Source organism: Microcystis sp. LE19-10.1B, from assembly GCF_027530565.1.
Classification (GTDB): Bacteria; Cyanobacteriota; Cyanobacteriia; order Cyanobacteriales; family Microcystaceae; genus Microcystis; species Microcystis aeruginosa.
Genome location: NZ_JAPZQM010000069.1, coordinates 1 through 15,037, shown reverse-complemented (window position 1 = coordinate 15,037; position 15,037 = coordinate 1). Strand labels below are relative to the sequence as shown.

Below are 15,037 nucleotides of genomic sequence, written 5' to 3'. Positions count from 1 at the left end.
TGGTTCTTCGGTTTGTGTTATGCAATGGACGGGAGTTATAAGGGATGAAACCCTTATATAGAAAGACATTGCTTCGATTTTTGCCAATTGTTTTCAATCTAGAACGAGCTAATCAATTAAGTCTCTTGCCAGATAAGGATTTAGCCTATTTATGCCCCCTGATCGAACCATACCAAGTAACGAAGAACCTTAAGTTTCTTCTCTTTTTGTTAAGAAAGATCCGACTAATGGATAGCCTACTTAGGATGAAAATAATTATAAATTTCCTTAGCTAATTGTTCGCCAATTCCTGTCACCTGTTGCAATTGTTCTAGGGAAGCTTCGCGAATATAATCCAGAGAATGAAAATGAGCTAATAAATCTTTTTGTCGCTTAAAACCTAACCCGGGTATCTCATCAAGACGGGAACGGCGACTTTTTTGCATCCTTTGTTGTCGGTGAAAGCTAACAGCAAAGCGATGCGCTTCATCCCTGACTCGACGCAATAATTGCACTCCGGGTTGTTCCTTATCTGTCTCTAAAGGAGAGGATTCCCCCGGTAAAAAAATCTCCTCTCTCTGTTTAGCTAAACTAACAACTTTTACCTGTTCTAATAAATTCATCTCCCCTAAAACTGTCACCACTGCTGATAATTGTCCTTTTCCCCCATCAATCATGACCAAATCGGGAAAATCATCACTTTCGGCAATATTATCGGTATTTTCGGCATAACGACGGAAACGCCGGCGAATTACTTCTGCTAAACTGGCAAAATCATCGGAATGGCCGATTTTAACTTCGGGATTTTTGATTTTATAGTGACGATAATGTTGATTAGCGGCCACCCCATCGATAAACACCACTCCCGACGCGACTGCATTAGAACCCTGAATATGAGAAATATCATAACCCTCGATGCGGTGGGGTAGTGCCGGTAAATCGAGAATTACCGCTAAATCCTGCAAAGACTGTAAATCTCGGTCGGCGCTTCTTTTCGTCTTTTCTAACTCATAAAGAGCGTTTTTCTCGACCATAGCTAATAAATCCGCTTTACTTTGCCGTTGGGGGACAGTTAACTCGACTTTGCGACCTTTTTTTTCCCTTAACCACCCCGCTAACACCTCACCTTCCGGTAATTCGCAGGGTAGCAGGATTTCGCTGGGAATTTCCACCCCTTCCACCGATAAATAATGTTCTTCCAGGACTTTTTGCAGGATTTCTCCCTCGTTTGCTGACTGACTATCGGCAAAAAATCCCAAACGTGCCACCAAACGACCAGAACGCACTTGGAATAATTGTATGCAACAATGCTGCTCGTCTTTAGCTAAAGCGATCGCGTCCCGGGATACGGTATCATCGGGTAAAGAGACTTTTTGATCGGTATTAAGAGCCTGTAATCCGCGAATTTGATCCCTAATCGTGGCCGCTTGTTCAAAATCTAGGTTTTCCGACGCTGCGAGCATCTTTGTCGCTAATTTGTCTAATAATTCTCCCGTCCTTCCCTGAAAAATCATCGCCACTTTCTGCAAGGTTTCCCGATAATCTTGGGGACTGATTAATTTTTGACAAACCCCTGGACAACGACCGATATCATAATTTAAACAGGGACGGTCTTTAAAAAGAGGTTGGGGACGTTGACGCAGGGGAAAAGTGCGTTTAATTAGGTGTAAAGTGTGGCGCAGCAGCCTTGTATCGACGTAGGGACCATAATAACGGTCTTTTTGGTTATTTATGCTACGTTTGCGGGTAATAAAAATGCGCGGGTAGGTTTCCGACCAAGTAATACAAATGTATGGATATTTTTTATCGTCCTTGAGGAGAGTATTAAAATGGGGCTGATGTTGTTTAATTAGATTAGCTTCCAGGGCCAAAGATTCTGCTTCCGTGTCGGTGACGATAAATTCAATTTCCGTCACCTGTCGCACCATCAAAGCAATGCGGGGACTGAGGGGTTGACTGGGACGAAAATAGGAACGGACTCTAGACCGGAGTTTTTTGGATTTACCGATGTAGAGAATTTCGCCATTTTGGTCGCGCAGGAAGTAAACCCCCGGTTCGAGGGGAATTTCCCGAAGACGATTTTCTAGGCGATCGAGGTCTTGGATTAGGGTAGAGTTAAGATTATTCCCGAACATCTTTTTATATTAGGGTTTGCGGCAAAAAGTTTGTCTTGGGTGTGGGGTGTGGGGTGTAGGGTGTGGGGTGTAGGGTTTTACCGATTTTCAGGGAAAAAGTCCAGGAATTTTCCCCCCCATTACTCCAATGGCCGGTACTTTTGGATTTCAAAAAGGTCTAAAAGTCTTATCGAACAATGTTTTTAGATTTATTCAGCAAACCCTATATTAGACAAAAAAATTACGCCAGTGGGTATTAGCTGACGTTTGGCAAGATATTTAGGGCAAATCTTCACAAAAATTAATAGGCTTCTGATTCGATTTGCTTAATCGGGACGAAACATTCACCGGGGAGAAGAATCGGTTTATTGTTAAAAATTAATTGGCCCCGATGATTGTCGCGGTTAATAGCGACACCGAAAGGACGTTTACTAACTCTGCTATTGAGGGTACAGTAGATGCGATAAATGCGTCTGGCCGCCCGTAAGACAGTAGGATCTAACAAAATTGGAATTTCCATATCGACACGTTGTTGTTCTGTTTTCTCGGATAGGGCTACCATAGCACTCGTCTCCCCACGATTAAATTGACATATTTATTAAATCAATGGTATATGACGATTTCCGATTATGCCACTTTTGTTAGGATTCTAAAACTTTTAGGATGGCCTGGCCCATAGCTTGGCATCCCACTAAGGTCATACCTTCCGAGAAAATATCTCCGGTACGATAACCGAACTCTAAGACTTTTTCTACGGCTTTTTCCAGTGCTGCTGCCGCTAAAGGCTGATTTAGCCCATATCTTAACATCATAGCAGCACTGAGAATCTGGGCGATCGGATTGGCTTTATCTTGGCCGGCGATATCTGGGGCCGAACCGTGGACGGGTTCAAAAACTCCCACCCCAGCAGTCCCTAAACTAGCGGAGGGTAACATTCCGATACTACCGGTTAACATGGCCGCTTCATCGGAGAGAATATCACCGAATAAATTGCCCGTGACGATAGTATCAAATTGTTTGGGGGCCCGGACTAACTGCATGGCTGCGTTATCGACGTAGAGATGGGAAAGTTCCACATCGGGATAATTAGCGGCCATTTTCGTCATCCGGTCGCGCCAGAGTTGGGAAACATCAAGAACATTAGCTTTATCGACGGAACAGAGTTTATTGCCGCGTTTTTGGGCAATTTCAAAGGCTACCTTAGCGATGCGGTCCACCTCCGATTCCAAGTAAACCATGGTATTTACACCGCATTTTTCTCCCGTTTCCGTCTCAAAAATCCCCTTCGGTTGACCGAAGTAAACACCCCCGGTCAATTCCCGGACGACCATGATATCCACTCCCTCGATAATCTCCCGTTTGAGACTAGAAGCGTCGATTAATTGCGGAAAAATGGTGGCAGGACGTAAATTAGCAAAAAGACCTAAACCAGATCTTAAGCCTAATAATCCCGTTTCTGGTCTTTGCTGCCGGGGCAAATTATCCCATTTATAACCCCCAATAGCGGCCAAGAGAACAGCATCACTATTTTTACAGGCGCTCAGGGTTGCTTCGGGGAGGGGACTGCCGGTTTCATCAATGGCTGCCCCTCCAATTAAAGCGGTTTGGAAGTCAAACTGGAGGTCAAATTTTTTAGCGATGACTTTCAGTATCTCTACGGTGACAGCGAGGATTTCCGGCCCGATGCCATCGCCGGGTAGTAGGGTAATGCGATACTGTTGCGTCATAGTTCTAGAACGGTAAAATAGGTCAGACTCTTAATTATAACATAGTTAGGGTTGGCTGAATAAATCTAAAAACCTTGTTGGATAAGGCTTTTAGACTTTTTTCCCATCAAAAAGTGCCAGCGATTGGAGTGATTGGGGGGAAAATTCAGGCACTTTTTCCCTGAAAATTAGGTAATTGAACCTCTGAAAATCGGTAAAATCCTACACCCTACACCCAGGAAAAACTTTTTGCCGCAAACCCTAATTAAAGGGGTAGTTAATCCCCATTAACTACACTAATTCTACATGGGAATCATCCCCGATCATAAAGCGTAAAGCCTTGGGACGTTGGGGGGCAATTTCTAATTTTGCCCGTCGTCCGATCACACTATCAACTATGCGCTGATGAATGCCAATAATCGTGGCATCTTTGAGAATTACACTGTGTTCTATGTCGGCATCGATTAATTTTACTCCATTAGCCACACTGCTATAGGGACCGATAAAACAATTCTCGATGTGACAATTTTCTCCAATAATGACAGGGCCGCGAATGGTACTATTAATAATTTTACTACCCTGACCAATTTGTACCCTTCCGATCGCCTGACTATTAGCATCAATTTCTCCCCGCAAAGCGATTTCTAGACTGGTATCAAGGATAATCCGATTTGCTTCTAATAAGTCATCTTTTTTACCCGTATCTAACCACCAACCCAGTAGTTTATTGGCTTCTACTGCTTTATTTTGATTGATTAATTCTTGGATAGCGTCGGTAATTTCTAACTCACCCCTTGCCGAAGGTTGAATAGATGCGATCGCTTGATGAATGGTGGGGGCAAAAAAATAAATCCCCACCAAAGCTAAATTTGAGGGAGGTTCTTTGGGTTTTTCGACTAAGTATAAAACTTTGCCGGTTTCATCTACTTTTGCCACCCCAAAAGCACTGGGATTAGACACTTTTCGCAGGAGAATTAAAGCATCAAGGGACTGTTTTTGGAAAGAGTCTAAAAAGGGCGATAAATCATCCTCAATTAGGTTATCACCCAAGTACATAATAAAGGGGGAATCTCCTAGGAAAGATTGGGCAGTTTTGACCGCGTGAGCTAATCCAGCTGGTTGTTCTTGGCGAATATAAGTTATCTTAGCCCCAAACTGTTCACCACTGCCCGTGGTCTGACGAATTTCTTCCCCGGTTTCGGGACTGATAATAATGCCAATATCGGTAATTCCTGCGGCGACAATTGACTCGATTCCATACCATAAAATCGGTTTATTGGCAACGGGAACTAACTGTTTTGCACCCGTATAGGTTAGGGGACGTAACCTCGTACCTTTACCACCAGATAAAATTAGTGCTTTCATAGTTTTAAAGATTAAATAGTTGGTTGAGCATAGCTTTGAGAGAATCCCGCCAATAGGGAGGAATATAACCCAATTGTTGCGAGATTTTTTGACCGGAAAGAACCGAGTAGGCTGGACGCACTGCTGGGGTAGGATATTCAGCAGTAGTAATGGGAATTACTCTCTGAATTTTTAAGGGAATACCGCTTATTTTTGCCTCCTCAAAAATCGCTTTAGTTAAATCAAACCAACTGGCGACACCGCTATTAGTAAAATTATAGATTCCTGCGGGATTATCGACATTAATTAAAAGCTGAGTAATGGCCGTGGCGATATCTTTGGACCAAGTGGGACTTCCCACCTGATCGACAACTACTTTTAACTCCTCTCTTTCCTTGCCTAATCTCAGCATGGTTTTGACAAAATTACTTTTGCCATAACTGCCGTAAACCCAAGCAGTACGCAGGATAATTGCCTGAGAATTAACAGTTTTAATCTCCTCTTCTCCCCTTAACTTTGATTGTCCATAAACCCCTAAAGGATTAGTTAGATCGGTTTCTAGATAGGGGGTATTTTTTCGACCATCAAACACATAATCGGTGGAAATATGGAGAAATTTAGCTTGAATTTTCTCGGCAGATTCCGCCATGATTTTCGGGGCTGTAGCATTGATAGCATAGGCTAATTCTGGCTCGGTTTCGGCTTTATCCACTGCCGTATAAGCGGCGGCATTAACCAGATAATCGGGGTGAATTTCCCTAATTAACTGGCCGATTTTTTCCGAGTTAGTTAAATCTAGTTCTTCTCGACCGATACTAATAACTTCGCCCAAGAATGGTAAAGTTACTTGTAACTCTTGTCCCACTTGACCTTTAGCACCAATTAGTAAAACTTTTTTCATTGTCTTTAGGGGAAAACTTCCACGGATTTAAAGGGTTGTCCAGCTTGGTCTTTAGGGGAGAGAATCGGGGGAATCTCTAGGGGCCAATCAATCCCTAAATCGGCATCATTCCATAAAATGGTTTTTTCGTATTGGGGATAATAATAATTAGTGGTTTTGTAGAGAAATTCGGCTCGTTCAGAGAGAACTAGAAAGCCATGGGCAAAACCTTCGGGAACCCAGAAAATACGTTTATTTTCCGCACTTAAAACACAGCTTACCCATTGCCCAAAAGTGGGGGAACTTTGACGCGCATCCACGGCCACATCAAAAACACTACCGTTCACCACTCGCACCAATTTACCCTGGGGATTGGGGATTTGATAGTGCAATCCTCGCAGGACATTTTTTAAGGACATAGAGTGATTATCCTGGACAAAAGTGGTATTGACTCCAGTTTTTTCTCGAAAATCTTTCTGATTAAAACTCTCCAAGAAAAAACCTCGATCGTCTCCGTAAACTTGCGGTTCAATGATTAAAACATCAGGAATTTCCGTGGGAATAACTTTCATAAAATCGGAGACAAGATAACTTTTGCGGGTAGTCTAGCACAAAAGGGCATTTTTTTCTAAAGTTTTTTATTAATCTTTCCCCGGTAACTGAATAATGATAAGATGAGCCTAACTTAGTCAGAGCATAAACGACGTGGTACAAGTCTCTACACACACCGCTACTCAATCTATCCCCATGGAGGGAGAAGCCTTAAAAAACTGGTTACAGACTAGGGCTAATCAGATTATCGCCGGCGATCGACTCAGTAAGCAAGAGGCCCTAGCTTTAACTGCGATCGAAGGTCAGGAAAATATTTTCAGCTTATGTGAAGCTGCCGATCGCATTCGTCAGGCCTGTTGTGGTAATACGGTAGATTTATGTAGCATTATCAACATAAAATCGGGAAGTTGTTCGGAAAATTGCAGTTTTTGTTCCCAATCCGCCCACCATCCCGGTCAAGATTCGCCTATCTACGGTTTAAAAAGTCGCGAGGAAATCGTCAGCCATGCGAAAGCGGCAGCCGACGCGGGGGCCAAACGCTTCTGTTTAGTTAGTCAAGGCCGGGGATTAAAGTACAATAGCCCTAAATCGCAGGAATTCGAGGAAATACTGGCCACAGTTCAAGAAATCATCGAAACGGCCAAGATTAAACCCTGTTGCGCCCTCGGAGAGTTAACCCTTGCCCAAGCCCAGGCCTTAAAAGAAGCTGGAGTTACCCGTTATAATCACAATCTGGAAGCTTCCGAGAATTTTTATCCTAACGTCGTCTCCACCCACAGTTGGCAGGATCGGGTAGAAACGGTAAAAAACCTGAAAGCGGCGGGAATTCAAGCTTGTACGGGGGGAATTATCGGTATGGGGGAAAGTTGGACTGATCGCATTGATTTAGCTTTTTCCCTGGCGGAATTAGCAGTGGAATCCGTGCCGATTAACCTATTAAACCCCAGAAGTGGCACCCCTTTAGGTCATTTACCCAAACTGGATCCCTTGACTGCCCTAAAAGCGATCGCTATTTTCCGGTTTATCTTACCTCAACAAATCCTCCGTTATGCCGGGGGACGAGAGGCGGTGATGGGAGAATTGCAAAATCTGGGGCTAAAATCGGGAATTAATGCTATGCTGATTGGGCATTATTTGACCACTCTAGGACAACCCCCCCAACAGGATCAGGCGATGTTGGCTGATCTTAGTTTAATAGGAGGAGAAGCCCCCATCCCCGGTGAATACCAACCCCAACAGGCAACCTAAATCACGTCGAGGACGAGGCTCTCCGCCCCGGCGCACTTCCGCATCGGTTCCCAATGAGTTAATCTGGGCCTTGATTGGTTTGTTGCTGACAATCTTTAGTACATTTGTTCCAGTAAGCCTAGCTAGTTGGTCGGCTGCGGGTCTATCTTCGCAAAAACTAGGCATAACTTACCAAATTGGGGCAGTATTGTTAACGGGCTGTCTGGGGGGCAAAAATGCCGGGCTTCTTGCCCAGGTGGCCTATATTTTTCTCGGTTTAACTTGGTTGCCTGTGTTTGCTCAGGGTGGGGGAATAGGTTATCTGAAAGAACCCAGTTTTGGCTATATTTTGGGCTTTATGCCGGGGGCATGGCTGTGTGGTTGGTTGGCTTTTCGCTGGCGCGCCAAGATAGAAACCCTGGCTTTAAGTGCCTTTGCCGGTTTGTTAGTTATTCATCTGTGCGGTTTATTATATATGCTGGGATTGTCGATTTTTCAGCCCCAAGCCAGTCAAATCACCTTTCCCGATAGTTTGCCCACCCTATTTATGAATTATTCAGTCTGGCCATTTTTAGGGCAGTTAGTAGTAATTTGTGTGGTGGTAATTATTGCCTTTTTCTTCCGTAAATTATTATTTTATTGATGCCACAGCCAATGTTAAAAAAGAATCGCTGGTTTTGGATAGTGGCGGTGCTTGGTCTAATTTTAGACCAATTAACTAAGTATATAACCGTGCAGAGTTTTGAGCAAATTGGTGATACTTTCCCGATTATTCCGGGGGTTTTTCATTTTACCTATGTGATTAATACCGGGGCGGCTTTTAGTGTTTTTCGGGGCGGTGTTGGTTGGCTAAAATGGCTATCCTTATTAGTTAGTTTGGGATTAATGGCTTTTGCTTACTTTGGACCGCATTTAAATCGTTGGGAACAATTAGCCTACGGTTTTATTTTAGCAGGGGCTTTCGGCAATGGCATCGATCGCTTTTTGTTTGGTTATGTGGTGGATTTTCTCGATTTTAGATTGATTAATTTTCCTGTTTTTAATCTGGCTGATGTCTTTATTAATATCGGGATTATTTGCCTATTAATTTCTACCTTTCCCCACAAGTCAAGGGTCCCGTAGGGGCGAAGCATTCGAGCGATAACCTATCGCTGAAACCGTAGATTTCCTATCCGAATGCTTCGCCCTTACTTGTTCTGTTCAAATGCAAGTGGAGTGACTCTTAAATTATTACAGATATATCAGCAGCCGTCTGTAAGCATACCACCGAAAAACTAATGCGCTCCGGGGTTTGGGGGCGGCGCCACGCCCCCAACGGGTAGGGTTGATTCATGAATCAACCCTACTATGAATCAACCCTACTATGAATCAACCCTACCCCTGCCCCCTGCCTCCTGCCCCCTGCCTCTGTTATACTCGATCGGGTGAGCAATGCCCACCCAAAAAACTATGCTTCTGTTTGAGAAATAGAGCGATTAAATTTACTAACTAACTCAGGATTTTCTGACCAAGCATCGATAACACTCATATTACCATTGAGAAAATTCTGTTTAATAGCGCGGCGTTGAATTTTGCCACTGGCAGTTTTGAGAATTGTTCCCGATTTAGCCAGAACAATCGCATGGGTCATAATTTCGTGTTCTTCGGCGATTTCTTGACGGATATCGGCGATTAATTTAGCCGTATCTAATTCGCCGCTGCGACGTTCTAATTCCTGGACAATAACTAACTGTTCTTCCCCATTATCTTCAATGGAAAAAGCCGCACCATAATCGGGACGAAAAACCTCATTAAGATGCTGTACTGACCATTCTAAATCCTGGGGATAATGATTACTGCCACGGACAATAATTAAATCCTTAATCCGTCCCGTGATATACAATTCCCCATCGAGAAGAAAACCTAAATCTCCTGTGCGTAAAAACGGTCCTTCTCCTGTATCAGCAAGATAAGCTTGAAAAGTCTCTTTGGTTGCGTCTTCCCGTTGCCAATATCCAGCGGCCATACTGGGGTCACTGGCCCAAATTTCGCCCACTTCATCGGCTGCACAAAGGGTGAAAGTATCGGGATTAACCATAGCTATACGGGTATCACAGACGCGACGACCACAACTGGGGACGTATCTAACTCCCGTGGTTCGATCGGAGCCTACAGGGACAATTTTACCGCGTTCGTAGGCGGTTGCATCCAAAGCGGTGATAATTGGGGTGGTTCCCTTGGGTTTATTGGAAATCAAGAGGGTATATTCAGCTAATCCGTAGGCAGGGGCGAAAGTTTGCCAAGAAAAGCCGTAATCTGCAAAAGTATCGACAAATTTGGCCATGACCTTCGGATTAATCGGTTCGGCGGCATTTCCTGCGGCCTGCCAACTGCTCAGGTCTAATTCCGCTAAATCGGCAGCTTTAATCCTACGAGTACAAAGATCATAGGCGAAGTTGGGGGCCTGACTATGAGTAACTTTGTACTTAGTAATATTTTTTAACCACTGCATCGGACGCTTAATAAAAGCAAAGGGAGACATGAGATAGCAGGGTGTACCGTTGTAGAGGGGGACGGTGATACCTTCGACTAACCCGTAATCGTGGAAATAGGGCATCCAAGTGAGGGTAACGCTATCCGGTTCGTAACCACAAGCTTTTTGCAAGTAACCGCAATGGTGCATCAGGTTAAAATGACTTAACATCACTCCTTTGGGGATATTAGTCGAACCGGAGGTATATTGCAGATAAGCAAGCGCCGATTTATCCACCTGGGGATCTTGCCATTGGTCCGCGAGGGAAATATCAATACTTTCGGTAGTAATCCATTTCATTTGGTCGAATTCTGGGAATTCTTCCTTAACACCTTCAATAAGAGTCAGAATACTTTCGGTAACTAGGGCAAAGGTGGCATTAGCATCCTTGACAATTGCCCGTAAACGGGGCAGAGTGCGCTTAAGTCGTCCCGATTCCGGTGGGGGGACGGGAATGGCAATCACTCCCCCGTAAAGACAACCACAAAAAGCGGCCACTACTTCTAAACTTTGAGGATAGAGTAATAGGGCGCGTTCCCCTTGGGCCTGGTATTTTTGCAAATAGGCGGCGATTGCTCTTGCTTGGCGATCGAGTTCACTGTAGGTTAAAGGTGGGGTTTCTTTTTTACCATCGATAAGAAAAGTGTAGGCATGGCCCTCTGGTTGTGCCGTGGCGCGGTAACGTAAGAGTTCTACTAGGGTTGTGGGTTGAATTAGGGTTTCAGTCATCGTTGTTATCGGGCTTATTGGCGCTATTGTATAGAAGTTTTAACATATTTGCCCATGGCGCTAGGATAAAGTGCCGAAGGCGATCGGTCAAGGTGTAGGATTAAGTAGCTGGTTATAATTAAATTAAAAATGGATTTTAGGTTCGATCCCCCCTGCCCTCCTTGATAAGGTAGGGTTGATTCATGAATCAACCCTACCCTTGATAAGGGGGGTGTCTGATAATTTTTAACGCCTACCTACTTAAGTTATTGGTTAAAATCCCCCCGCCCTATCTCTGCAATTGTGAGAAAAAAGCTATAATTAATCAATCCTAAAATACCGGGAAAAAGTCATGACAGCCCTAGACATAATCCCAGAAGTTGCCTGTCCCCCCACAGATTTATGGAGTGATGAACCACCATTGGAAAGTGATCTACACCTGCAACAGATCATCATTCTCCTTAGTTGTCTAGAATTATTATGGCGCGAGAGGAGTGATTATTACGCTTCGGGAAATCTAACCATCTACTACAACGAAGAACAACTGAAAAAGCGCGATTTCTGGGGTCCCGATTTTTTTGTGGTTTTAGATACCGAAAAGCGTCCCCGCAAAAGTTGGGTGGTTTGGAGAGAACAGGGTAAATATCCGGATGTAATTGTCGAGATTCTCTCCGATTATACGGCTAATATTGACCGCAATAACAAGAAAATTCTCTATCAAAATACCTTTCGCACTCCTAATTATTTTTGGTTCGATCCTAATACGTTAGAATTGCAAGGATTTAGACTAATTGAGGGACAATATCAAGCCATTTCTCCCAATGAACAGGGTTATCTCTGGAGTGAACAGTTAGGATTATATTTAGGCATATTTGACCGTAAACTGCGTTATTTTACCGCCGATGGTCAATTAGTCCCCACTCCTCAAGAAGCCGAATTACAGCAACGACAGGCAAAAGAACAGGCTCTTTTAGAAAAAGAACAGGCTCTTTTAGAAAAAGAAAGGGAACGACAAGCTAAGGAAAAATTGTCCCAAAAATTGCGAGAATTAGGCATCGATCCCGATACAATTTAACTGAAGTGGCAAAAGTCCTAAGTAGTCAGATGTTAAAATCAGACACCCCCTTATTAAGGGTAGGGTTGATTCATGAATCAACCCTACGATGAATCAACCCTACGATGAATCAACCCTACGATGAATCAACCCTACGATGAATCAACCCTGCCATGAATCAACCCTAGGGATCAAGGGGGGATTTATAACCAGCTACTTAGAGAAAGTAAACCTAAATGAGAAGTCGTGGGAAAACTTATGAGTGATATTGAACTTCGGCAGTCAGTTTATGACCTTCTTTCATCCCTGAGAGGATTGGATGCGCTCAAAAAATTATTCTGGTCTGAGTTAAATTACGAGCGAGAAAATCAAACCCTGTCCCGACGCAATTGGCCAGATAAAGCAGTAGAAGCATTAGCAGAAGATCCAATCCTATTAGCTTCTGGGGGGGAAGATTTTCAGGTTATTTATGCTCGTCTCAACTCTAAGCAACTGCTGCTCAATTTAGAGCGTCTTGTCGTCACTCAACTGCTAAAAAACCATCCCTACACTCTCTTTGTTTTCTCTGATTTCCACCAAGAACGGTGGCATTTTCTCAATGTTAAATATGATGTCAAACAAGAAAAAAGGCAAGTCTTGCGGCGAATTACAGTGGGTCCGGGGGAACAGTTACGAACCGCCACAGAACGCCTAAGTTTACTAGATTTAGATAATATTAGTTCCGAGTCTCCTTTAGCGATTCAGGAACGTCATGATGAAGCTTTTGATGTTGAGAAAGTTACTAAGAAATTTTTTGAACAGTATCGCTCGGTCTTTGAAAAAGTTGAGCAATTAATTACTAAAACTATCCCTAATGCTGACCAGAGAAGACTATTTACTCAGAAGCTATTTAATCGCCTGATGTTTATTGTTTTTATCCAGAAAAAGGGTTGGCTGAAGTTTAACGAACAAACAGACTATCTAGAAACATTACGGCAGGATTATCAGAATGATAACAGCACCTCGCACAAAAACTTTTATCATAATCGCTTGACTCATCTGTTTTTTACGGGACTGAATAATCCCCAACAAACGGATATTATTGGTATCAATAACGGTGGTTTTCTTCGGCAAATAATCGGCACAGTTCCCTATCTTAATGGGGGATTATTTGAACAGGATGAAGATGACCGCAATCCTAATATAATAGTACCCGATCAGGCGATCGATGTTATCTTACAGGGCCTTTTTAGTAATTTTAATTTCACTGTAACTGAGAGTACACCCCTTGATGTGGAGGTAGCAGTGGGCCCAGAAATGTTGGGAAAAGTGTTTGAGGAATTAGTCACGGGAAGACATGAATCAGGCAGTTATTACACACCTAAACCGATAGTTTCTTTTATGTGTCGGGAGGCTTTGAAGGGATATTTAAGCAGTAAATTAACTTCTGAAAACAAAGAAGCGATTGAGCTTTTTGTTGACGAATATAATGCTATTAATTTAAAGAATCCAGAGGCAGTTTTAGAAACCTTAAAACAGGTCAAAGTCTGTGATCCTGCCTGTGGAAGTGGAGCTTATTTATTGGGAATGTTGCATGAGTTATTAGATTTGCGTCAGTGTTTATTTGCCACTAAAGGCATTGATTATAAAACGGTTTATCAGCGCAAGTTAGAGATTATTGAAACTAATATCTATGGAGTTGATATCGATCCTTTTGCGGTTAATATTGCTCGCTTAAGGTTATGGCTTTCCTTAGCGGTTGAATATGAGGGAGATAATCCGCCACCGCTACCCAATTTGAAGTTTAAAATTGAAACAGGAGATAGTCTAACTGCTCCTAATCCCCAAGGTTCTGGGATGGTGCGCGAGGAGTTTATCCATCGGTTTAGGGAAGCTAAAGCCAAGTATTTAAGAGCGCATTTAGGCAGTGATAAACAAAGTCTTGAACAGGAGATTAATGAGGTTAAGAAACAGATTGCTTTATTAACCCATGGCAGTGCTTCTGTGATTGCGAGTGATAAGGAAGCTATCTCAAAAGGGTTTGATTGGGTGGTGGAGTTTGCCGAGGTATTAGCGGAGGGAGGTTTTGATATTCAGGTAGCAAATCCCCCCTATGTGAGACAGGAATTAATTAAGGATTTAAAACCAACTTTAAAGCAAGTTTACCCGGAAGTTTATACGGGAACATCGGATTTATATTGTTTCTTTTATGCGAGAGCTTTACAATTACTTAAAACTGGGGGAATGTTAGCTTTTATTTCTTCTAATAAGTGGTTTCGGGCAAAGTATGGGGAGAAGTTAAGACAGCATATCGCTGATACTTGTCAGGTGAGAAGTATTACCGATTTTGGGGAGTTGCCAGTTTTTGCAACCGCAGCCACTTTCCCAATGATTTTTATCTCTCAAAAGAGTAGTAAAATTAGTAATTTACCGATTTTTACTCAAGTTAAATCCTTAGAAGAACCTTATCCTGATGTCTTAGCTATTATTAAAAAGACTGGACAGAATTTACCAAAAGATGCGATTAAAGGAGCAAATTGGTTATTAACTGATGCGTCCTCTGCTAACCGTTTACAGAAAATGGCAGCAGCCGGTATTACTTTAGGTGAGTATGTTAACGGACAGATTTATCGAGGTGTATTAACTGGATTTAATCAAGCTTTTGTGATTGATGGTGCAAAACGAGCAGAATTAATTGCTAAAGACCCGAAAAGTGCAGAGATTATTAAACCTTTAGCTGTGGGTGATGATGTGCGTAAATGGCGGATTAATTATCAAAATAAATGGTTGATTTTTACAAGAAGGGGAATTAATATTAACGACTATCCGGCTATAAAAAAATATGGTTCTTCGTTACTTGGTATGGTTCGATAGGGGGGCATAAATCGACTAAATCCTTATCTGGCAAGAGACTTAATTGATTAGTTCGCTCTAGAGCAAAAACAATTGACAAAAATCGCTAAATGCCTTTCTCTATAAGGG

Annotated in this window: 15 protein-coding genes; 6 read left to right on the top strand and 9 right to left on the bottom strand. The window is 42.9% G+C overall.

Annotated elements, in window-relative coordinates; genetic code table 11:
- Nucleotides 1-80: 80 nt before the first annotated feature.
- Complete coding sequence (locus O9332_RS02560) at nucleotides 81-275, top strand: hypothetical protein (RefSeq protein ID WP_288023511.1); 195 nt, start codon at nucleotides 81-83, stop codon at nucleotides 273-275.
- On the opposite strand, the gene uvrC is transcribed toward O9332_RS02560, so the two are convergent.
- From uvrC to rfbC, 7 genes are all read right to left on the bottom strand, one after another.
- On the bottom strand, nucleotides 237-2,114 hold the full coding sequence (gene uvrC / locus O9332_RS02555) for an excinuclease ABC subunit UvrC (protein WP_002763483.1): 1,878 nt from the start codon (nucleotides 2,112-2,114) through the stop codon (nucleotides 237-239). The two genes, O9332_RS02560 and uvrC, sit on opposite strands and share 39 nt — an antisense overlap.
- Before the next feature lie 4 nt (nucleotides 2,115-2,118).
- Nucleotides 2,119-2,265 (bottom strand): hypothetical protein, encoded by a 147-nt coding sequence (locus O9332_RS02550; RefSeq protein WP_002763481.1) that lies wholly within the window; start codon nucleotides 2,263-2,265, stop codon nucleotides 2,119-2,121.
- Between the two features lie 129 nt (nucleotides 2,266-2,394).
- Nucleotides 2,395-2,655 carry a hypothetical protein gene (locus tag O9332_RS02545; RefSeq protein WP_002734814.1) on the bottom strand — a complete coding sequence of 87 codons (261 nt, stop codon included), beginning with the start codon at nucleotides 2,653-2,655 and terminating at the stop codon, nucleotides 2,395-2,397.
- Nucleotides 2,656-2,734: 79 nt separating this feature from the next.
- The gene (gene leuB, locus O9332_RS02540) at nucleotides 2,735-3,820 is read right to left on the bottom strand and encodes a 3-isopropylmalate dehydrogenase (RefSeq protein WP_002763479.1); all 1,086 of its coding nucleotides are present in this window, start codon (nucleotides 3,818-3,820) and stop codon (nucleotides 2,735-2,737) included.
- A gap of 270 nt (nucleotides 3,821-4,090) precedes the next feature.
- The gene (locus O9332_RS02535; RefSeq protein ID WP_002763477.1) at nucleotides 4,091-5,164 is read right to left on the bottom strand and encodes a glucose-1-phosphate thymidylyltransferase; all 1,074 of its coding nucleotides are present in this window, start codon (nucleotides 5,162-5,164) and stop codon (nucleotides 4,091-4,093) included.
- A gap of 4 nt (nucleotides 5,165-5,168) precedes the next feature.
- Nucleotides 5,169-6,044 (bottom strand): dTDP-4-dehydrorhamnose reductase, encoded by an 876-nt coding sequence (gene rfbD / locus O9332_RS02530; RefSeq protein WP_002763475.1) that lies wholly within the window; start codon nucleotides 6,042-6,044, stop codon nucleotides 5,169-5,171.
- A 5-nt stretch (nucleotides 6,045-6,049) separates the two neighbouring features.
- Nucleotides 6,050-6,595 carry a dTDP-4-dehydrorhamnose 3,5-epimerase gene (gene rfbC / locus O9332_RS02525; RefSeq protein ID WP_002763473.1) on the bottom strand — a complete coding sequence of 182 codons (546 nt, stop codon included), beginning with the start codon at nucleotides 6,593-6,595 and terminating at the stop codon, nucleotides 6,050-6,052.
- 133 nt (nucleotides 6,596-6,728) lie between these two features.
- On the opposite strand from rfbC, the gene bioB reads away from it, so the two are divergent.
- The 3 genes from bioB to lspA are packed head-to-tail and all read left to right on the top strand — an operon-like array spanning nucleotide 6,729 to nucleotide 8,924.
- Nucleotides 6,729-7,823 carry a biotin synthase BioB gene (gene bioB, locus O9332_RS02520; protein WP_002763471.1) on the top strand — a complete coding sequence of 365 codons (1,095 nt, stop codon included), beginning with the start codon at nucleotides 6,729-6,731 and terminating at the stop codon, nucleotides 7,821-7,823.
- Complete coding sequence (locus tag O9332_RS02515; protein ID WP_002763469.1) at nucleotides 7,795-8,445, top strand: biotin transporter BioY; 651 nt, start codon at nucleotides 7,795-7,797, stop codon at nucleotides 8,443-8,445. Before bioB ends, O9332_RS02515 begins: the two co-directional genes overlap by 29 nt.
- Before the next feature lie 11 nt (nucleotides 8,446-8,456).
- A complete protein-coding gene (lspA, locus tag O9332_RS02510; protein ID WP_002763467.1) occupies nucleotides 8,457-8,924 on the top strand; it encodes a signal peptidase II in 468 nt (155 codons plus the stop codon).
- 325 nt (nucleotides 8,925-9,249) lie between these two features.
- On the opposite strand, the gene O9332_RS02505 is transcribed toward lspA, so the two are convergent.
- Nucleotides 9,250-11,043, bottom strand: coding sequence for a fatty acyl-AMP ligase (locus tag O9332_RS02505; RefSeq protein WP_002763465.1), 1,794 nt, complete (start codon nucleotides 11,041-11,043; stop codon nucleotides 9,250-9,252).
- Nucleotides 11,044-11,374: 331 nt separating this feature from the next.
- Between O9332_RS02505 and O9332_RS02500 the strand changes: the two genes are divergently transcribed.
- A complete protein-coding gene (locus O9332_RS02500; RefSeq protein ID WP_288023506.1) occupies nucleotides 11,375-12,097 on the top strand; it encodes a Uma2 family endonuclease in 723 nt (240 codons plus the stop codon).
- A gap of 237 nt (nucleotides 12,098-12,334) precedes the next feature.
- Nucleotides 12,335-14,929 (top strand): Eco57I restriction-modification methylase domain-containing protein, encoded by a 2,595-nt coding sequence (locus tag O9332_RS02495; RefSeq protein WP_288023504.1) that lies wholly within the window; start codon nucleotides 12,335-12,337, stop codon nucleotides 14,927-14,929.
- Here the strand turns inward: O9332_RS02495 and O9332_RS02490 are convergent.
- On the bottom strand, nucleotides 14,886-15,008 hold the full coding sequence (locus O9332_RS02490; RefSeq protein ID WP_288023514.1) for a hypothetical protein: 123 nt from the start codon (nucleotides 15,006-15,008) through the stop codon (nucleotides 14,886-14,888). The genes O9332_RS02495 and O9332_RS02490 overlap by 44 nt on opposite strands.
- Nucleotides 15,009-15,037: the final 29 nt, after the last annotated feature.